20 protein-coding genes, 1 tRNA gene and 2 pseudogenes are annotated in these 18,872 nt (G+C 61.4%); 13 read left to right on the forward strand and 10 right to left on the reverse strand.

Annotated features, from left to right (window positions below):
• Positions 1–18 precede the first annotated feature (18 nt).
• On the reverse strand, positions 19–384 hold the full coding sequence (locus HJB89_RS12125; RefSeq protein ID WP_221149927.1) for a DUF4087 domain-containing protein: 366 nt from the start codon (positions 382–384) through the stop codon (positions 19–21).
• 21 nt (positions 385–405) lie between these two features.
• Positions 406–885 carry a hypothetical protein gene (locus HJB89_RS12130; RefSeq protein ID WP_221149929.1) on the reverse strand — a complete coding sequence of 160 codons (480 nt, stop codon included), beginning with the start codon at positions 883–885 and terminating at the stop codon, positions 406–408.
• A 141-nt stretch (positions 886–1,026) separates the two neighbouring features.
• Between HJB89_RS12130 and HJB89_RS12135 the strand changes: the two genes are divergently transcribed.
• Together HJB89_RS12135 and ilvC are read left to right on the forward strand one after the other, a co-directional pair.
• Entirely contained in the window at positions 1,027–1,692 is a 666-nt protein-coding gene (locus tag HJB89_RS12135; RefSeq protein ID WP_207581040.1) for a TetR/AcrR family transcriptional regulator, read from the forward strand.
• A gap of 49 nt (positions 1,693–1,741) precedes the next feature.
• Positions 1,742–2,761, forward strand: coding sequence for a ketol-acid reductoisomerase (gene ilvC, locus HJB89_RS12140; protein ID WP_207581039.1), 1,020 nt, complete (start codon positions 1,742–1,744; stop codon positions 2,759–2,761).
• Between the two features lie 367 nt (positions 2,762–3,128).
• On the opposite strand, the gene HJB89_RS12145 is transcribed toward ilvC, so the two are convergent.
• Positions 3,129–4,088: a LysR family transcriptional regulator gene (locus HJB89_RS12145; protein ID WP_221149931.1), complete on the reverse strand. Its 960-nt coding sequence runs from the start codon at positions 4,086–4,088 to the stop codon at positions 3,129–3,131.
• An 84-nt stretch (positions 4,089–4,172) separates the two neighbouring features.
• Between HJB89_RS12145 and HJB89_RS12150 the strand changes: the two genes are divergently transcribed.
• A complete protein-coding gene (locus HJB89_RS12150; protein WP_221149932.1) occupies positions 4,173–4,697 on the forward strand; it encodes a hypothetical protein in 525 nt (174 codons plus the stop codon).
• 101 nt (positions 4,698–4,798) lie between these two features.
• On the opposite strand, the gene HJB89_RS12155 is transcribed toward HJB89_RS12150, so the two are convergent.
• From HJB89_RS12155 to HJB89_RS12175, 5 genes and pseudogenes are all read right to left on the reverse strand, one after another.
• A complete protein-coding gene (locus HJB89_RS12155) occupies positions 4,799–5,386 on the reverse strand; it encodes a class I SAM-dependent methyltransferase (protein ID WP_221149934.1) in 588 nt (195 codons plus the stop codon).
• A complete protein-coding gene (locus HJB89_RS12160; RefSeq protein ID WP_207581037.1) occupies positions 5,376–5,708 on the reverse strand; it encodes a type II toxin-antitoxin system RelE/ParE family toxin in 333 nt (110 codons plus the stop codon). The genes HJB89_RS12155 and HJB89_RS12160 overlap by 11 nt, the downstream gene beginning before the upstream one ends.
• Positions 5,695–5,943 (reverse strand): type II toxin-antitoxin system ParD family antitoxin, encoded by a 249-nt coding sequence (locus tag HJB89_RS12165; protein ID WP_221115737.1) that lies wholly within the window; start codon positions 5,941–5,943, stop codon positions 5,695–5,697. Before HJB89_RS12165 ends, HJB89_RS12160 begins: the two co-directional genes overlap by 14 nt.
• Positions 5,944–6,059: 116 nt before the next feature.
• Positions 6,060–6,278: pseudogene (locus HJB89_RS12170) on the reverse strand (PIN domain-containing protein); the annotation flags it as partial.
• Positions 6,279–6,344: 66 nt separating this feature from the next.
• On the reverse strand, positions 6,345–7,445 hold the full coding sequence (locus HJB89_RS12175; RefSeq protein WP_221115735.1) for a branched-chain amino acid aminotransferase: 1,101 nt from the start codon (positions 7,443–7,445) through the stop codon (positions 6,345–6,347).
• Between the two features lie 312 nt (positions 7,446–7,757).
• On the opposite strand from HJB89_RS12175, the gene HJB89_RS12180 reads away from it, so the two are divergent.
• Positions 7,758–8,978: a PLP-dependent aminotransferase family protein gene (locus HJB89_RS12180; RefSeq protein WP_221115734.1), complete on the forward strand. Its 1,221-nt coding sequence runs from the start codon at positions 7,758–7,760 to the stop codon at positions 8,976–8,978.
• 292 nt (positions 8,979–9,270) lie between these two features.
• Here HJB89_RS12180 and HJB89_RS12185 read toward each other — a convergent pair whose 3' ends face one another.
• On the reverse strand, positions 9,271–10,329 hold the full coding sequence (locus tag HJB89_RS12185; RefSeq protein WP_221149936.1) for an aldo/keto reductase: 1,059 nt from the start codon (positions 10,327–10,329) through the stop codon (positions 9,271–9,273).
• Between the two features lie 144 nt (positions 10,330–10,473).
• Between HJB89_RS12185 and HJB89_RS12190 the strand changes: the two are divergent.
• The 7 genes and pseudogenes from HJB89_RS12190 to HJB89_RS12220 form a co-directional block, all read left to right on the forward strand.
• Positions 10,474–10,992, forward strand: a pseudogene (locus HJB89_RS12190) (TOBE domain-containing protein); the annotation flags it as partial.
• A 561-nt stretch (positions 10,993–11,553) separates the two neighbouring features.
• Positions 11,554–12,663 carry an endonuclease/exonuclease/phosphatase family protein gene (locus HJB89_RS12195; RefSeq protein ID WP_207581031.1) on the forward strand — a complete coding sequence of 370 codons (1,110 nt, stop codon included), beginning with the start codon at positions 11,554–11,556 and terminating at the stop codon, positions 12,661–12,663.
• A gap of 8 nt (positions 12,664–12,671) precedes the next feature.
• Positions 12,672–13,442 carry an NUDIX hydrolase gene (locus HJB89_RS12200; RefSeq protein WP_221149937.1) on the forward strand — a complete coding sequence of 257 codons (771 nt, stop codon included), beginning with the start codon at positions 12,672–12,674 and terminating at the stop codon, positions 13,440–13,442.
• Positions 13,443–13,677: 235 nt separating this feature from the next.
• On the forward strand, positions 13,678–14,589 hold the full coding sequence (locus tag HJB89_RS12205) for a PhzF family phenazine biosynthesis protein (protein ID WP_207581029.1): 912 nt from the start codon (positions 13,678–13,680) through the stop codon (positions 14,587–14,589).
• A 221-nt stretch (positions 14,590–14,810) separates the two neighbouring features.
• Positions 14,811–14,886 (forward strand) — tRNA-Lys (locus HJB89_RS12210).
• 154 nt (positions 14,887–15,040) lie between these two features.
• Complete coding sequence (locus HJB89_RS12215; RefSeq protein WP_207581028.1) at positions 15,041–15,337, forward strand: hypothetical protein; 297 nt, start codon at positions 15,041–15,043, stop codon at positions 15,335–15,337.
• A 60-nt stretch (positions 15,338–15,397) separates the two neighbouring features.
• Positions 15,398–15,700, forward strand: coding sequence for a hypothetical protein (locus tag HJB89_RS12220; protein ID WP_207581027.1), 303 nt, complete (start codon positions 15,398–15,400; stop codon positions 15,698–15,700).
• A 252-nt stretch (positions 15,701–15,952) separates the two neighbouring features.
• On the opposite strand, the gene HJB89_RS12225 is transcribed toward HJB89_RS12220, so the two are convergent.
• Entirely contained in the window at positions 15,953–16,264 is a 312-nt protein-coding gene (locus HJB89_RS12225; protein WP_207581026.1) for a hypothetical protein, read from the reverse strand.
• A 314-nt stretch (positions 16,265–16,578) separates the two neighbouring features.
• On the opposite strand from HJB89_RS12225, the gene HJB89_RS12230 reads away from it, so the two are divergent.
• Positions 16,579–17,394 (forward strand): chromate resistance protein ChrB domain-containing protein, encoded by an 816-nt coding sequence (locus HJB89_RS12230; protein WP_207581025.1) that lies wholly within the window; start codon positions 16,579–16,581, stop codon positions 17,392–17,394.
• 1 nt (position 17,395) lies between these two features.
• Complete coding sequence (gene chrA, locus HJB89_RS12235; RefSeq protein WP_207581024.1) at positions 17,396–18,817, forward strand: chromate efflux transporter; 1,422 nt, start codon at positions 17,396–17,398, stop codon at positions 18,815–18,817.
• Positions 18,818–18,872 lie beyond the last annotated feature (55 nt).

Genomic DNA, 18,872 nt, shown 5'->3' on the forward strand with positions numbered 1-18,872 from the left:
GCTGCGCCTCTTCGCGGATCAGCCAGGAAATTTCAGCGCCTTGTCGGCACGGCATTTGGCGAGCGCAAGCTGGCGGAAGGAGAGGATTTTCGTGATGCGTTCCTTGCCATCCGTCTCGACGCTCAAGCAGGCGCAGGCATAGCCGTAATTGCCATTGGTTCTGACATAATCGTGCTCAGAGATGTCGCGGATCAGCTCCATGCCTTCCAGTTCGCCGGCATCGTCACCCTGTGTCATGATCGTCCAGGTGTTGTCGGCATCCTCGAGCCACCAGTTGGCGGGGGTCGGGTTCTCGATCCAGCCGCAACGGGTCTCGGCGGCCTGCGTATTGGTTGCGACCACAAGAGCTACGGTCATGACCGCGGCGGCTATCCGGTATTTCATGGCTTTCCTTGTTGCCTGATTTCAGTTGTTGATCGCGATAATCGCCCAATGACTTGCCTCGCAGCCATTGTCCTCGCAAATTGCGCCCATCCAGATCGCGCCGTCCGAGAGCATGACGCCGTCGCTGTTGACGAAGAGATCCTGATATTGCTGGCGTCCGACGGCGCTGCGCGTTTCCGGTGTGACCAGATCGTCGAAATTGTCGATGAAATCCTCGGCATTCTCCACATCATAGCTCTCGCCATTCGCCTTGACCGTCAGCGGGTATTCGGCAAGGCCGGCGATGGTTTCGGCGTCGCCCGAGCGCATGGCCAGAACGAGTTGGCGCAGCGGCCGGTCAAATCCTGCGGCATCGCCGTGCAGTTCCTCGATGCGGTTATAGACGTCGCTGTCGGACTGGGCGAGAGTGTCTGAGCCGCCAAGGAAAATTCCTACGAGCAGGAAAACAGCTGCAGACAGACGTGACATCGAAGCCTCCGGGAAAATCGCGTAGTGCGGCATTATGCGATCGCTGAGCGGCGGTGCCTATCCAATTCTGGTGTTTCAGCGCGGTTTCCCGTACTAAAAAAATCTATCCGGGCTTCTTGACGGCCTGATCGGTTTGTCGCATAAACCTCAAGAACCGTACCGTACGGTACGTATATGGGAGCCATGACCGTGTCAGTCGATACCGCAGAGCCGAGCGAATTTTCGCCGCGCCAGAACGCCGTTCTGGAACAGGCGCTGCGGTTGCTCGTCGATGGCGGCGAGAAGGCGCTGACGACGTCTGGTGTCGCACGTGCTGCCAATTGCTCGAAGGAAAGCCTCTACAAGTGGTTCGGCGATCGCGATGGGCTGCTGTCGGCGATGATTGCCTATCAGGCGAGCAAGGTGCGCACCTTCGAGCGCAATGGTGAGCGGCTAACGGCGGCGAGCCTGCACGATCATGTGGTGATTTTCGCGCGCGATCTGCTGGAGGTGCTTGCGGGCGACGTCTCGCTGGCGCTGAACCGGCTGGCGATCGGCCAGTCGAACCGCGACGGCTCGAAGCTCGGCAGGCTGCTGCTCGAGCGCGGCCGCCGCCAGATCGACCGCCGAGCCATGGCGCTGATCGATGCCGGAAAGAGGGCAGGGCTCCTGCGGTTTTCCGATGCCGATGAGGCCTATCACACGCTTTACGGCCTTGTCGTTTCCGACTTGCATGTGCGCATGCTGCTCGGTGAACCGGGCCTCAAGGATACCGCACGCCAGGCGGAGAGGGCGGTCACCGCCTTCCTCAGGCTCCATGGCACGGACAAGGTTCTGGCGGAGATGCCGGTTCTCGGCTGATTTCGCTTTAATGACAGTCAACAAGACAAGCAAAGGGAAGGAAATTCAAATGCGCGTCTATTACGATCGTGATGCCGATCTCAACCTCATCAAGGCCAAGAAGGTCGCCGTTATCGGATACGGTTCGCAGGGCCGTGCCCATGCGCTGAACCTCAAGGACAGCGGCGCCCAGAACCTCGTCATCGCGCTCAAGGCCGGCTCGCCGACCATCAAGAAGGCCGAAGCCGACGGCTTCAAGGTCATGACGGTTTCCGAAGCCGCCGGCTGGGCCGATCTGATGATGATGGCAACCCCCGACGAGCTGCAGGCCGACATCTACAAGGCGGAGATCGCGCCGAATATCCGCGACGGCGCTGCGATCGCCTTTGCTCATGGCCTCAACGTGCATTTCGGCCTGATCGAGCCGAAGGCTTCGGTCGACGTCGTCATGATCGCGCCGAAGGGCCCGGGCCATACGGTTCGCGGTGAATACCAGAAGGGCGGCGGCGTTCCCTGCCTCGTTGCCGTTCATCAGAATGCTTCCGGCAATGCGCTTGAACTGGCGCTCTCCTACGCCTGCGGCGTTGGCGGCGGCCGTTCGGGCATCATCGAAACCAACTTCCGCGAAGAGTGTGAAACCGACCTCTTCGGCGAGCAGGTCGTTCTGTGCGGCGGTCTCGTCGAGCTCATCCGCGCTGGTTTCGAAACGCTCACCGAAGCCGGTTACGCGCCTGAGATGGCCTACTTCGAGTGCCTGCACGAAGTGAAGCTGATCGTCGACCTGATCTATGAAGGTGGCATCGCCAACATGAACTACTCGATCTCGAACACGGCCGAGTGGGGCGAATACGTCTCCGGTCCGCGTATCATCACCGCCGAGACCAAGGCCGAGATGAAGCGCGTCCTCAACGACATCCAGACCGGCAAGTTCACTTCCGATTGGATGCAGGAATACCGCGCCGGCGGCTCGCGCTTCAAGGGCATCCGCCGCCTGAACGACAGCCACCAGATCGAGGAAGTCGGCGCCAAGCTGCGCGGCATGATGCCCTGGATCGGCAAGAACAAGCTGGTCGATAAGTCGGTCAACTAAGCGGTTTCAAGGGTGCGTCGCACGGGCCTTGGTTCGTGCGGCGCGCTTGTTTTTTTGTTTTGGGCATGTCGTCTCCCAAAAACCGCTACATTGTGCGCAGGTATCCGTCGGCGCGTCCACGACCTGATGGCCGTTCACATGTTGGCAAAGCCCTCGGCCTATCGATCGACGGCTCGTTGATTTTCGATCGATGCATCGACGTCGGTGGCGCCAGCCGCATTGGCCGCATCGCCGTGGGAGAGCGGGCTGGGATCACAAGGACCGGGCAACGATATTGGATTGTTGAGATCGAGGGCAAAGGCGGCTCGCCACCTGAGATCGTGGAACTTGCGATGCTCGTGCTCGATGATTTCAAGCCGACCGGGAATCATTTTACTGGCTTGTCACCGTTGCCCCGAATGCGAGTCTTGCCGGCCGCATCCGGACGGTTCTTCATGTGATCGATGAAGGCGCGCAGTTTCGGCGTCATTTGCCGATGGCTGGGATAATAGAGAAATACGCCCGGCGCCGTCGGCGCGAATGATGCCAGCACCTCGATGAGCTTTCCCGCCCTGATCTGTTCGACGGCGATCGGCTCCGGCACCTGGGCAAGGCCCATCCCCTCGATGGCTGCGCCGAGCATGGTCGGGAAGTCGTGAGTGATAAGCGGCCCGGCGACGGCGATCTCGATGGCGCGGCCCTTGTCGTCGAGCGACCACGGCGCGAGCGCGCCATTGGAGCGGCGTATTCTGAGGCATGCATGGTGACGCAGGTCGTCCAGGCACGCTGGTAGATCCCGGTTGGAGAAATAGATCGGGCTCCCGACGATGATGAACCGAAACGGCGGCGTCAGCCGAACCGCGATCATGTCGGCATCGATGAACTGGCCCATTCGTATCCCTGCATCAAAGCCTTCGACGGCGAGATCGACCAGTTTCTCGCTGGCGGCGATCTCCACTTCAATCTCGGGATAGGCTTGGGAAAAGGACGCAATCAGCGGCTCGAGCAGGACCGGGACAACGGCGCGCGGCACCGAGAGGCGCAGCCGTCCGGCCGGTCGTCGTCCAAGCTCATGCGCGACGGCGCTTGCGGCGACGAGTTCTTCGAAGGCCGGTTTTGCACGCGAAAGGAAACGCTCGCCGGCTTCCGTCAGCCCGACGCTGCGCGTCGTTCGGATGAACAGGGCTGCGCCGATCCGCGCCTCCAGCGTGCGCACGGCCTGGCTGATCGCCGAGGGAGTGACGCCGAGTTCCGCCGCCGCCCGGCGAAAGCTGCGGTGCTGGGCAACGCTGAGGAACGCCTCCACCCCGTCGAGCGCGCCCTGCCTGACTGTGAAGTTCTGCTTCATGCCCCGTCCATATTATCCCGAATAGTCGCCCGGTGTAAGCGGCCGTATATTGCGCTGGAAACCAGCAGCCAGACAGGAGGCAAAATGTCCCCGGCCGCCATCTTCCAGCTTCACCTGCTGCTCGGCTACGTCGCCTGGCTGCTTTGCATCGGCGTCTATGTCCTGCCCCGGCTCAAGTCGATGGACCGCGCCGGGGCGCAACGGGCGGTCGCAACGCTCCATAGCTTCCGCTTCTTCGGCCTCGTCTTCATCCTTCCCGGCTTCGTCGGTCCCGATCTGCCGTCCGGCTTTGCCGTCACGGCCGCCTATGGCGACCTTGCTGCCGGGCTGCTGGCCATGCTGGCGCTGATCTCGTTCCGCATCCGCCCACTGTTCTGGCTGCTCGTCATTGCCTTCAATCTCGCGGGCGCCGGTGATCTCGTCATCGACTATTACCACGGCGCCCAGTCCGGTCTGCCTGTCTTGGCGGGGCAGCTAGGCGCAGCCTATGTGGTCGTGATCGTCTATGTACCGCTGCTGATGATCACCCATATGGTTGCGCTCTATTTGCTTGTGCGCCGGCAGCCCATGACCGCTCAAACCCTTCGCGGCGATCCTGTTGCCAACTGACCGGCCAGGACGGGGTGACATGCTTTCGAGAGGTAATTCCGCGCTTTGGGCGATATGAATCAAGCTGCTGCAGTTTAAGGCCGGGGTGAAAGCTTCGGCCTTTATCGTTCTGCGCTCACCGTCAGCCAGCGGGTCGGCTTGCCGTCATAGCCGCGGCCGTCGCTTTCCTCGATGGCGATGTTGTACCAGCCGGCTTTTTTCAGCAATTCCGACAGCCATTCGGCGGACGGATAGTTGTAATAACGCCCGAAGCCGTCATGGCCTTCCGCTTCTCCCGCCTTGAAGCTTGCGTGGAGGAAGCCGCCGATTTTCAGGGCGCGGCGGATGCGGGCGAAGACATCGGGCAGTTCAGCCCTCGGGACGTGGAGAAGGCTCGCATGTGCCCAGACGCCGTCGAAGGCGCTGTCGGCGTCGAGCTCCTGGAACAGCATGACCTTGACCGGCCTGCCGATCCGCACTTCCGCCTGTCTGGCAAGCTCGGCGGAGCCATCCGTCGGTGTCACCTCGAAACCCTGCGACAGCATGTAGGCGCTGTCCTGCCCGCCGCCGCAGCCGAGTTCGAGGATTGCGCCACCCGGTGCAATACCGGCGAGGAAGGCATCGAGCTGCTGCCTCGGCAGGCTGCGTGCCCGGTCGGCGTATGTCTCGGCGTTTTTCTCGTAAAAGGCGGAGGTCGTGTCACGAGGCATGCGGGTCGGCCGTTCGGGGGCGTCGGTTGGATTGAAGGTGTCTCTCGGGAAGCCGGTCGGCGCCGATAATGTCGATGACCAGGATGCCTTCCGGTATCTCGCGGTAGAAGGCGACATGGCGCATGTGGAGGAGGCGCCGAAGGCCGGCGCCGAGTTCGTCGCACTCGTCTCCCATGGAGGGCACGCGCGAAAGAAGCACGAAAATTCTGTCCCAATCGAGAAGATAGGCATCCGCCTGCGCCTCGCCGAAATGCAGGCTGGCATATTCGTCGATGCCCGACAACACGGCGTCTGCGGTTCGGGTCAGCCTATAGGTGGTCACGCAGCTTCGCCTTCGTTTCCAGCAGAATATCGGCAATGCGCCGGTCGCTGATGCCGCTTTCCTCAGCCAGCCTCAGAATCTCGCGCAGTTCTTCGTCATCGAGCTTGCGGTGGTTTTGATCCTTCAGGACGAGTTCCGCCAGAAATGCGCCGGCACTGCTGTATCTGCCGCTTGCAACACGGCGTGCGACGTATTCGGCCAGATCATCCGGAAGGGAGATCGTCATTTTCGCCATTGAATTCAGTGCCGCCCGTCCATGCCGGTGTCGGCGTCCCCGATGCCAGATTACCATTTCCCACTTTATCATAGAAGCGTTGAGCGCCGCCGTCGAACACTTGGGTCACATCAAGGTCAGTCTTTTTTATCGATGGAGACGACCCGCTCGAAATCCTTGAAATGGACGTCGCAGGTCAGAATATCTGCATCATGGTGCTCGGCCGTCGCGTAAATGATCGCATCAGCGGTGGCAAGTTTGAGGGCTGCCGATATCTCCGCGGCACGGTGGGCAAGCGTCGTGTCGAGGGGCACCACCATGCATCTCGCGGTATAGGCGATGAAGCTGTCGATGGCGGGCGACGGACAGCGGCGCCTACCCTGTCGGTGTTGACGCCGCCGTTCGCGTGGAACGTCCGAAGTTCAGGTCGGGATCAAGCGCGTCCAGCCGTGCGCATCGTTCGTTACGCCCTTTTGCAGACTGACGAGTTGTTGGCGCAGTTCGCTGGTCAACTTGCCGGTCTGTCCGTCTCCGACCAGAAACTCGCCGCCGGCATGTCGAACCAGGCCGATGCCCGCCAGGACGGCGGCAGTGCCGCAAGCGAACGCTTCGACGAGCCTGCCACTGGCAGCGTCGTCTTGCCATTCCGCGAACGAGTAGGGGCGCTGCTCGACGCGCAAGCCCTTTTCTTCGGCGAGCACGATCACGGAAGCCCGGGTGATGCCCGGCAGGATCGTGCCGCCAAGGGGCGGGGTCACCACTGATCCATCGTTCATCACGAAGAAGACGTTCATGCCGCCGAGTTCTTCGACCCAGCGATGCTCTGCGGCGTCCAGGAAGACCACCTGATCGCAACCCTTTTTGGTCGCCTCGGCTTGCGCCACGAGGCTGGCTGCGTAGTTTCCGCCGCATTTTGCAGCGCCGGTGCCGCCGGCGGCTGCACGTGTGTATTCGGTCTCGACCCATAGGGAAACCGCCTTTGCGCCGCCCTTGAAGTAGGCGCCGACCGGAGAGGCGATGATGCAGAAGACATATTCCTGAGCCGGACGAACGCCGAGAAACGCCTCGTTGGCGAACATGAAGGGGCGAAGGTACAGGCTGGCGTCGCCGGACGGAATCCAGGCCTTGTCAACGCGGACCAGTTCTTCGACCGCCTTCAGGAAGAGTTCTTCGGGCACAGGAGGCATCGCCATGCGGGTCGCCGACTGCGCGAAGCGGCGTGCGTTCTCTTCAGGCCGAAAGAGCAGAATCCGGCCATCATCCGCCTTGTAGGCTTTCATGCCCTCGAAGATTTCCTGAGCATAGTGCAGCACGGCGCTCGCAGGATCGAGCTCCAGGGGCCGCCTCGGCGTAACCTTTGCATCGTGCCAGCCATCTTCGGCAGTCCATCGTGCCAGGACCATATGATCCGTGAAGAGCTTGCCGAAACCGGGAGTCTCGAGTGCCTGGATGCGATCGGCGTCCGAGACGGGAGACTTGTGGAGTTCGATTTTGATTTCAGGGGAGGCTGACGTCACGGTCATTTCTGGCACCTTGAGAGTAAATTGAATAGTGGCGACACTACCGCCGCCGAGTAGGTCTTGAAAGGGTCTGAATCAGCCGGTTTCGACTTTGATCAGAGGAATAACCGTTTGATGTGGCTGACGTCGAGCAGCAAATTCGCAACCGATGCCTTCGACATCGGATGGCGGCTACATCAAGTGAATTCCCGAACATCAAAGGCTTTTGAATATAAGATTCCAACATGTCACCATGACAAGAAAATAGGTCAGCATTGTTGACATAAATTCCCCGGCATGGTCTGTTGCAGGGAATAGAAAATACGAGGAAACCCCATGCTGAACTGGGACACCATGTTTGCGTCGCGCTCGTCGCGCATGCGCGCATCCGAGATCCGCGAGCTTTTGAAGCTTCTCGACCGACCTGACATCATTTCCTTTGCTGGCGGCATTCCGGATCCGGCGTTGTTTCCCGATCAGGAGTTCAAGCAGGCCTATGCCGATATTTTCGCTGGCGCTGCCGTCAATTCGGCGCTGCAATATTCGGTCAGCGAAGGCTACAAGCCGCTGCGCGAATGGCTGGTCCGGCAGATGGCCGATCTCGGCATTCCCTGCGAACTCGACAATGTCTTCATCGTCTCCGGCTCGCAGCAGGGCCTCGATTATCTCGGCAAGTTGTTCCTGTCGCCGAACGATACCGCGCTGGTGACATGGCCGACCTATCTTGGCGCGCTGCAGGCCTTCAACGCCTATGAGCCGGCCTACGACCAGCTAACGCCGAACGGCAACCGAACGCCGGACTCCTACCGCGCGGCCGCAGCGGCAGCCGGCGGGAAGGTGAAGTTCGCCTATCTCTCCGCCGACTTCTCCAACCCGACCGGCGAAACGGTCGATCTCGATGGCCGCCGGAAGGTTTTGGCGCTGGCCGAAGAACTTGAGATCGCCGTCATCGAAGACGCCGCCTATCAGTCGTTGCGTTACGACGGCGACCCGATCCCGCCGATCCTGGCGCTGGAGATCGCCGAGAAGGGGCATATCAACGATACGCGCACGATCTATTGCGGCAGCTTCTCGAAGACGCTGGCGCCCGGCCTTCGCGTCGGCTTCGTCGTCGCAAATGCCCCCGTCATCCGCAAGCTGGTGCTGATGAAGCAGGCGGCCGACCTGCATTCTTCGACGATCAACCAGATGGCAATTGCCGATGTCGCCGAGCGCGGCTTCGATGCCCAGGTCGCCAAGATCAAGGCCACCTACAGCCGTCGCCGCGACTGCATGCTGGCGGCGCTCGAGAAATATATGCCCAAGGGCACCAGCTGGACAAAGCCGGAAGGCGGCATGTTCATCTGGATCACACTGCAGGAAGGCATGGACGGCGCCAAGCTGTTGGCGAAATCGCTCGAAACCGCCAAGGTCGCCTTCGTGCCCGGCAAGGCCTTCTTCGCCGATGGTTCGGGCGCCAACACCTTCCGCGTCAGCTTCTCGTGCGCCAACGAGCAGATGATCGAGGACGGCATCGGTCGCCTGGGCGCGCTGATTGCGGCCGAGATCGGCGGCTGATCGCTGCAGGTTGCGGCGAGGGTGGGCGTGGCGTGCGCGCGAGCTGGGGAGAAGATGCCGGCAGGCAGATGAGGGGGTGAGCGGCGAACGCCGCGAATGCGCCGAGCGCAAGCGAAGGCAAGCAAAGGCCCGCCGTGTGGCCCCCTCATCCGACCCTTCGGGCCCCCTTCTCCCGGTGGGGAGAAGGGGGAGCAGCCAGCCAGCGCCAATCAGAAGATCGTCGTCCAGCCTTCGTTCGCCGTTTCGCTCTTGCCGTAGCCGACGCGGTCGACCACGGCGCCGTCATGATCGCCTATCGCTGAAGATGCGGGCCGAAAAGCTCGAGATCGGCTTCACCGAGCCTGTCGCTGACCGTGTTCAGCTGATGCCAATAGGGATAGATCACCGGCGGCAGGCTGACGGCGTCGAGGCGCTTGCGCTCCTCGCCCGTGAGCGTCAGTTCGGCGGCGGCGATGTTGTCGCGGAACTGGGCGTCGGTGCGGCCGCCGATGATGACCGAGGTCACTGCCTTGCGGCCGATCAGCCATGCGAGCGCCACCTGGGCGGCTGAGACGCCACGTTCCTCGCCGATCGCGACCAGCGTCTCGACGATATTCCAGAGGCGGTTTTCGTCGCGGATCGGCGGTTCGGTCCAGCCGGCGAACTGGCGCGTGCCTTCGGGAGCAGCCTGGTTGCGGCGATGCTTGCCGGAAAGCAGGCCGCCGGCAAGCGGGCTCCAGACCAGCACGCCGAGGCCCTGGTCGATTGCGATCGGCAGCAACTCGTATTCGGCGTCGCGGGCTTCCAGCGTATAATGGATCTGCTGGCTGACGAAGCGCTGGTAGCGGTGCTCGTTGGCAATGCCAAGCGCCTTCATGATGTGCCAGCCGGAATAGTTCGAGCAGCCGACGTAACGCACCTTGCCCTGCTTGATCAGGGTGTCGAGGGCTTCCATCGTCTCTTCGAGCGGCGTCTGGCCGTCCCATTCATGCACCTGGTAGAGGTCGATGACATCGGTCTTCAGGCGTTTGAGGCTCGCTTCGCATTCCCTGATCAGGTGGTAGCGCGACAGGCCCTGATCGTTCGGGCCGTCACCCATGCCGAAACGGGCCTTGGTGGCCAGCAGCACGCCTTGCGGCCGTTTGCCGGAGAGCACATCGCCGATGATGTTTTCGCATTCACCATTGGAATAAGCATTGGCGGTGTCGATCAGGTTGATGCCGGCATCGATGCACATATCGATCATCTTGCGCGCCTCCGAGACGCCGAGGTCACCGACGGTCTTCGCCCATCCGACGCCGCCGAAGGTCATTGTGCCGATGGTCAATGTGGAGATCTTCAGGCCGGAACGGCCGAGCGAACGATATTCCATTGAAACTCCTCCTTCATCGAAAAATGATTGACGTACCGCAAAGCGGCTCGATGGCAATGGCCGGGCGTTCACGCCTGCGTGAAGCGCTCGCGTTAGCTTACGCTTTCAATTAATTCCAAGCGAGGATCATCAAACGGTCTCTTCGCCAATCTCGACCAGCATCTGAAACAGGAGATGGAGGAGACTTTTCGCGAGTTTCACCAGCGCTCCGGCGCGACAATGATCTACGTCACCCACGACCAGAGCGAGGCGATGGCGCTGGCAACCGACGTCGCCGTGATGTCCGAAGGCCGCCTGCTGCAGGTGGCGCCGCCGGCCGAGATCTACGCACGGCCGGAGGGGCATGTTGTCGGAGGGCTGATCGGGCGAGGGGCCGTCCTTACGCTGCCGGTCATGGGAAGCGAACGCCATCTGGAGTGGGACGAGCTGCAGGATGCACTGCAGGCGGCCAATACCGATGGCGCCGATATCCTGGTGCGGCCGGAGGATGTGATCATCGGCGGCGAGGGGGCTCCGGCAGTTGTCGAAACCGTGCTGTTCGAAGGCGAGCGCTATGCCGTCAAACTCACGCTCGGCAACGGCCAGACGCTGCGCGCTTTCAGCCGCGTGGCTGTCTTGCCCGGTGAAGCGGTGCGCGTCGTCATCCGCGCCGGGTGGCGGCTTGATGGAGGAAGTCTCGACTTTTACGGTGAGCCAGTTGAAGATCGGCAATATAAGATTGAAAATCGCGGTTATCTTCTTACGAATCGCCAAAAAATTGAATATCTCTTCCGAATTCGATCTAGCCATCCATGATGTAAAGCAAACGGCTAAGTTATTACGAACGCAATGGACTAAGCAAAACCCCCGCGATAATCAGTTTATTGAGGGACCATACTCGCATTCCAGTTCAAGTAAGGCGTATTCGATCCGTTTTCGTGCTTTCGGCGGTTCTTTTGAGTGCCGCGAGCGTGCTTCAGGGATGCCCATCTTTACAGTCGCAGAAACGGGATGGCGAATGGAAAACCCGAACGTTTAAGCCAAGTGAATTACATGGCAGTTCGAGCAACGGGAGCTCATCGAGCAGTTCCAATAGCGCGCCGAGCCAACCTCACGACTCCGCCACCTCAAGCCCGCCCAGCCATATCTAGGCGCAGAGGGCATTTGTCCGCAACTTTCTTGGCCGCGCCACCTTTTCCTGCGGCGATTGCCGGTTAAGGTACTGCTCGCAACCGGACTCCTGCCATGTCGCTTCGCCTCGCCACCTTCAATGTCGAAAATCTCCTGACCCGTTTCGATTTCACCGGCTTTCGCAACCAGCTACGCCAGGACCGCGTCATCAAGCTTTTCGAGGTGTCGAGCGAGGGTGTCTATCAGCAGCTTGAGCAGGCGCGGGTGATCGCCGCCACCGACGACACCAGGCAGATGACGGCGCTGGCGATCGCCGATGCGGATGCCGATATCCTCTGCCTGCAGGAAATCGATAATATGGCCGCCCTTCAAGCCTTCGAATATGGTTATCTCTTCCGCATGGTCGGAAACGGCTACCGGCAGAAATATCTGGTGGAGGGTAATGACAGCCGCGGCATCGATGTCGCCGTGCTGATGCGCGAGGAAACGCGCGACGGCCAGAAGATCGAGCTCAGGGGTATAAGAAGCCATGCGATGACGACCTATCGCGATCTCGATCTCTTCGACGAGGAGCTGGCGCTTACCAACCGCGTCGACGACAAGATCTTCAAACGCGACTGCCTGGAACTCGATCTTCTGATCGGTGGTCGGCCGTTCTCGCTCTATGTCGTGCATTTCAAGTCGATGGGCAATCCGCGCGACGGGCTGGACGGGCGGCAATCGACGATGCCGATCCGCCGCGCCGAGGCGCGCGCTGTGCGGCGCATCATCGAGGATCGCTTCGGTGCGGATCAAGCCGGCGCGAGGAGCTTCGCCATCTGCGGCGACATGAACGATTATCAGGAGCGCGTCGATGTCATCGGCCGCCGCGGGGCCGGCTATCGTTTCGAGCACCACGATGAGGCCGAGAGCGCACTCGACGTTTTCAGCCATGACGGCTTTGCCGAAAACGTCGTGCGCCGCCGCGAGCCCCTCGACCGTTGGACGCTCTATCACGCGCGCGGGCCGCAGGAGCAGTGGCTCTGCCAGCTCGATTATCTCTGGCTTTCACCTGATCTCGCCGCCCACAATGCCGGCCGCCTGCCGGAAATTGTCCGCAGCGGCCAACCCTACCGCACCATCTTCCCGCCGGGGCAGGAGGTGGAACGTTACCCGCGCACCGGCTGGGACAGGCCGAAAGCGTCCGATCATTGCCCCGTTGTCATGACACTGGATCTCCCCTGAAAGCGAACATGAAAACGAATTTGAACATGAAATTTCCGACGAGCGACCTTTCCGATGATTTCGCCGGCTGGCCGCCGGAGGCGACGGTTTTCCCGATCGCCGGCGTTAATCTGCGCGTCCTGCCCGGCAGCCATCCCTTCGTCCTCGCCGAGGAGGCAGCGATCCGCGAAAACTGGGCCAAGGAAACGGCCGCCAACCCGGCGCTGTTCGATGGGCGCTTGGTGTTCCAGCAGCGGCTGTCGTTCAGTGAAGACGGGATTGCGGGCGAGGGCCACGTTACTCCCTTTTCCGCTTTCATGTGGTGGCGCCGGCAGCCGCAGCGTCAGGGCGGCCTGCATATCTTTGCCTATCCGGTGCTCGAAAGCGCCGACGGCGCGCTGGTGGCGATCCGCATGGGCGCCCACACCGCCAATCCCGGCCAGGTCTATTTCGCCGCCGGCTCGCTGGAACAGGAGGACATCGTCGACGGGCGTTGCGACATCGAGGCCAATATGCGCCGCGAAGTCCACGAAGAGACAGGCCTGGACCTCGCCGACGCGGCGGCCGGGCCGGGGCTCTACGCCAGCTATTCCAGACGCACGGTAACGCTCATGCGGCTCTTCCGCTTCGACATGACGGCGGACGAGATGGTGAAGCGGATCGAAGCCCACATGCTGGTCGCCGAGGACAAGGAGATCGCCGGTGCGGTGGCCATCCGCTCGGCGGACCCCTCGGCGCATCCTTATAACATCTCGATGCTACCGGTGATTAGCTGGTATTTCGGCAAGGCGGGCGCATAAGAGGCGGGAGGCCGACCTCGTCCTTCGAGGCCACTGCGGGGCACCTCAGATGAGGTCGGAGAGAGGTCGCGGCATCCTCCAACGCCCCGCATCCTGAGGCACCCAGGCCAAAGACCGGAGCCTCGAAGGACAGGCCGCAGCTTTTGCTCCTTGCACCCATGCGGACTTAGCGCCTTGCACTCGGCCGTTTGGTCGGGCAGGTTGGCGGCGCGATGACCGATTCAAGGAGGCCGATGTGGCGCGAAGCTACAGCGTCTATGACGTGTTCACCGATCGAAAGCTTGCGGGCAACCCGCTGGCGGTGATCTTCGACGGCGACGATCTCAGCGACGAGGCGATGCAGGCGATCACCCGGGAGATCAATCTCTCCGAAACGGTGTTCGTGCAGCCTTCGAGCAATCCCGCCTATGCGGCGAAGCTCAGGATATTCACGCCCGGGCGCGAACTGCCGTTTGCGGGCCATCCGACGGTCGGTACGGCGGTGGCGCTGGCCGAGCGGGCGCATGGCGCTGCGACGCTCGATCTCGTTACGGTGCTTGAGGAAAATGTCGGGCCGGTGCGCTGCGCCGTGCGGCTTAGGGAGGGCGAGGCGAGTTTTGCGGAATTCGACCTGCCGCGTAAATCGCAGCCGGCCATCATGCCGCTCGACAAACTCGGCATGGCCGATGCGCTGTCGCTGAAGGTGACCGAGATCGGCTTCGAAAATCACGTGCCCTCGGTCTGGAGCGCCGGCGTTCCCTTCCTGCTCATCCCGGTGCACGATGTCGGAGCCGCGCAGCGGGTGGAATTCGATCCGCAGCTCTGGGAAAAGATCGTGCCCTTCGTCGACGGTGCGCTTGCCTCGGCCTATGTGTATTGCCGCGGCGGCGTCAACCACGTGGCGAAGTTCCATGCGCGCATGTTCGCAAGCGGCATGGGGATCGTCGAAGACCCGGCCACCGGCTCGGCGGCGGCAGCACTCTCCGGTGCCATCCACCATTTCGACCGGCTGACGGACGGGCATCACCCGATCATGATCGAGCAGGGCGTCGAGATGGGTCGGCCATCCTTCATCCACCTGCATATCGATGTCGACGGCGGGGCGATTTCCAATGCGCGGATCGGCGGCCAGGCGGTGCGACTGGCCAGCGGCACGCTCGACCTTTGATTTCACCAGAGCGCCGCGCGTCCGATAGCTAAGAACGCCTTATCGCTTTGAATCTGCGCATAATCCTTGCCGAAAATCGGTTCCGATGGTCGGGGTTGCGCGCTGCATTGCAGCCATGCCGAAAAATCTTCGCGATTAACCAAAGAAAATTCGCCGATGTGCTGGACAAGCCTGCCGATCCTGTTTATACGCCCCGTCACACCGCGCAACCAAGCGCGAACGGGTGATTAGCTCAGTTGGTAGAGCAGCTGACTCTTAATCAGCGGGTCGTAGGTTCGAGCCCTACATCACCCACCAAAATCTCTTGATAATATTGAATTATTTGAATTCAGGCCGGGTTTTCCGGCCTGCCGGAGACTGTTCCGGACTGGGCGGCATGGTCGGGCTGTCCGCAGGTCTGGCAGCGTCGATCCCAGCGCCCTATTTGCTCTCTCATAAGTGGGAGGGGTTCATGAGAAGCGTCATTCTAGCCATTGCGTTGTTGCTGCCGTTGCCGGCCTTTGCCGCTGGGGCGAAGGAGGTCAAGGCAAGCGAGCATAGCTGCAGCGAGCTTGCGCAGATTATCCGTCAGAATAAAAAGGTCTTTGTCCGCGTCGGCTTCGGTGGCCGCAGCTTCCGCTATCCGCCAGCGCAATGCAGCATGGGCGACAAGCGCGCGACGACGAGTTTTCGCGATGCGGGTGGGAAGCAGTGCATTCTCGACTATGTCTGTGTCTTCGATCCCGCGTCGCCCTATAACTTCCCTTAGCTTTTGAGGCATGAATCGGTGCGATGCCTCAACTTCATATCTGCATATTCAGGAGTTTTCATGAAAAGCGTTGTGCTGGCCGTTGCGCTGTTGTTTCCGTCCGCAGCCCTCGCCGTCGAGGCGGTGGAAGTCAATGCCAAGGATCATAGTTGCGATGAGCTTTCCCAGATCATCCGCAAAGACAAAGCCGTTTTCGTGCGCATGGGCTTGGGTGGCCGCAGCTTTCGTTATCCACCGGCCAGGTGCAATCTGGGCGACAAGTACGAAACGGCGAGGTTAAGGGATGGCAACGGCAAAATTTGCCTTCTCGACTACCAGTGCGTGTACGATCCCCAGTCCTTCTATAACAGAATCCCGAAATAATTTCCGATTTCAATCGCTGATTTCAGCGTCATCACCGGCATGCATTCTTCGGTAACCCGCTCAAGAAAAAAGGCCGGGCGAAACTCGCACCGACCCTTCCTCGATCTGTCTCGATAACGGCTGCCAGTACATCCGTGGTCAGCCGTCAGAGACAAATTTATTATCCCTCAAATAGGGTTTGTTTCACAATGTTCAAGAGCCCACGGCAGAAAGAAGCCGGCGCTTTGCCGACTTCTTTCGAGTGAGCAACTGTTACTGCTGGGCAGGCGCCGCCGGCGTGGCCGGTGCCGGTGCTGGTGCCGGTGCAGGCGTTGCAGGGTTGTCAGTCGGAGCGATCGGCTTGGCCGGCGCCGGCTCGGATTGCGTCGTGGAGGCTGTTGTATCAGGGGATGTGCCGGGGGTGCTCCACTGCGAATAGGCGAATGCAGCGACAGCGATAACGGCCAATGCAGCGACCCAGACAACCCACGTATTATTGGTGCGCGGGCTAGGCGTGGTGCGCAGATCCAGATTTGGGTTCAGCGGGCGGTTCGGGTCGTTGGCATTATTGGGGTCGTACGTCATGGTACTTTCTCCTCTTTCGGTGAAAGAAGAATGCCGAAGTGGGCATTTTGTTCCGTGCAGGTGCCGGGAACCGGTTGCTATCAGGGGTTTCCGCGCCGCAGCCCGCCAGAATCGGCAGCCAGGGCCGTCTGCTTGTGGGCTTGCTTGCCCACAGCCGCTCCGACGTGAACGTTGCGCGTCTCTGTTCTATGCAAGCGTCCGCTTGACACGACGGGGTCTGTTGCCCATGGTTTTGCCATGGGGTCGCGATCACCCCACGAGGCGTCATGCTGAAGAATCGCGTCCAATAGTACCGATCAACGGAGGGACGCGTCATGCCGTCATTTCTCGAAATTTCCGCCGAAAAACTCAGCCGCCTCATCGGAACCCCCGGGGCGCCTTGCATTATCGATGTTCGCACCGAGGCGGACTTCGCACTCGATCCGCGCCTGGTTCCGGGCTCGATCCGGCGCGACCATGCCGAGGTCGCGTCCTGGGCGGGCAGCATCGATGCCGATGCCGTCGTTGTGGTCTGTCAAAAGGGCAGCAAGCTCAGCCATGGTGTGGCCGCCTATCTGCGCCATAGCGGGATCGACGCCGAAAGCCTCGAAGGCGGCTTCGAAGCCTGGATCGCTGGCGGAGCGGCGGTGCCTGATGAAAAGCTGCCGCCCCGCGACGCTGAAGGACGCACCGTCTGGGTGACGCGCGCGCGGCCGAAAATCGACCGCATTGCCTGTCCCTGGCTGATCCGGCGCTTCGTTGATCCGGACGCCGTCTTCCTGTTCGTCCCGGCGCCCGAAGTGTGTGCCGTCGGCGAGCGCTTCGGCGCCGTACCCTTCGATATCGAAGGCGTGTTCTGGAGCCATCGCGGCGAGCTCTGCACCTTCGACGTGATGGTCGAGGAATTCGGCCTGGCGTCCGAGCCGCTTCTGCGCCTGGCGCAGATCGTCAGGGCGGCGGATACCGCAAAGTTCGATCTTGCGCCCGAGGCGTCTGGCCTGCTTGCCGCTTCGCTCGGCCTCTCCAGGATGTATTCCGACGATCTGGAGCAGCTCGAGGCCGGAATGCTTCTCTACGATGCCTTCTTCCGCTGGTGCCGGGACGCGACCGAGGAAACCCACAACTGGCCGGCGCCGAAGAAGAGGGCATGAGATGGCCGAGATGACAGACAATGGCCCTACGGGCCAAACGGTGGAGAGAAATGCGGGAGAAGGGCATCACCACGGCGTCTCGTTCGGTGAAGCCTTCAAGGTGTGGCTGCGCGTCGCCGCCTTGAGCTTCGGTGGCCCGGCCGGCCAGATCGCCGTCATGCACCGGATCATTGTCGACGAGAAGCGATGGATCGGCGAGCATCGTTTTCTGCATGCGCTGAATTATTGCATGCTGCTTCCCGGCCCCGAGGCGCAGCAACTCGCCGTCTATATCGGCTGGCTGATGCACCGCACGCTGGGCGGTCTCGTCGCCGGCCTGCTGTTCGTGCTGCCGGGATTCCTGTCGATCCTCTGCCTCAGCTATATTTACGCGGCTTATGGCAGCGTCGGCATCGTCGCCGGTGTGTTTTTCGGGCTGAAGGCAGCGGTGCTTGCCGTCGTCGTGCAGGCCGTCATCCGCATCGGCGGCCGCGCCCTCAGAAACAACGTCATGCTCCTGATTGCGGCCGTGGCCTTCGTCGCTATCTTCTTCTTGCACGTGCCGTTCCCGCTGATCGTGCTTGCCGCCGGCATGAGCGGCTTCATCGGCGGCAGGTTCGGGCTTGCCGCCTTCAGGCCGGGTGGCGGCCACAAGGCTGGGAGCGGTTCGATGCTTTCGGATGCCGAGTCTGCGCTCGGGGACGGCATACCTGATCATGCGCGTCCCAATCTCGCCTGGTCGCTGCGTATGTCGGCAGCTCTGCTTGCTCTCTGGCTTTTACCCATCGCCGCCCTCTATGCAGCGTTCGGGGCACACGACGTCTTCACCGAGATCGGTCTGTTCTTCAGCAAGATGGCGGTCGTCACCTTCGGCGGCGCCTATGCCGCGCTCGCCTATGTCGCGCAGGAAGCCGTGCAGCGTTTCGGCTGGCTGAAACCCGGCGAGATGCTGGATGGCCTGGGGATGGCCGAGACGACGCCGGGGCCGCTGATCATGGTGCTTCAGTTCGTTGGCTTCATGGGCGCCTACCGCAATCCCGGATCGCTCGATCCGATGTTCGCCGCCACGCTTGCGGCAATCTTGACGACCTGGGTCACGTTCGTGCCCTGTTTCCTGTGGATTTTCCTCGGCGCGCCGTTCATCGAAAAACTGCGCGGCAATGTGGCGCTCGCCGGCGCGATGTCGGCGATCACGGCGGCTGTGGTCGGGGTCATTCTCAACCTCGCCATCTGGTTTGGCCTGCACACGCTGTTTGCCGAGGTCGCGACCGTCCGCCTTGGCGGCCTGCGGCTCGATATCCCCGTGCTGCAATCGGCCGTGCCGGCGGCAATGGCGCTGTCGGCCGCCGCCGCCATCGCGATCTTCCGGTTCAAGACATCGGTCATCACGACGTTGCTTGCCTGTGCGATATCGGGAATGCTTTGGACGCTGGCGGTAAGCTAGAGCGCTTTCAAAGGTCCGCAGCGGTAGCGTCCAGAATAGCGCAAAAATCAGTAAA

Source organism: Rhizobium sp. NZLR8 (genome assembly GCF_019685025.1).
In the GTDB taxonomy this organism is placed as follows: Bacteria; Pseudomonadota; Alphaproteobacteria; order Rhizobiales; family Rhizobiaceae; genus Rhizobium.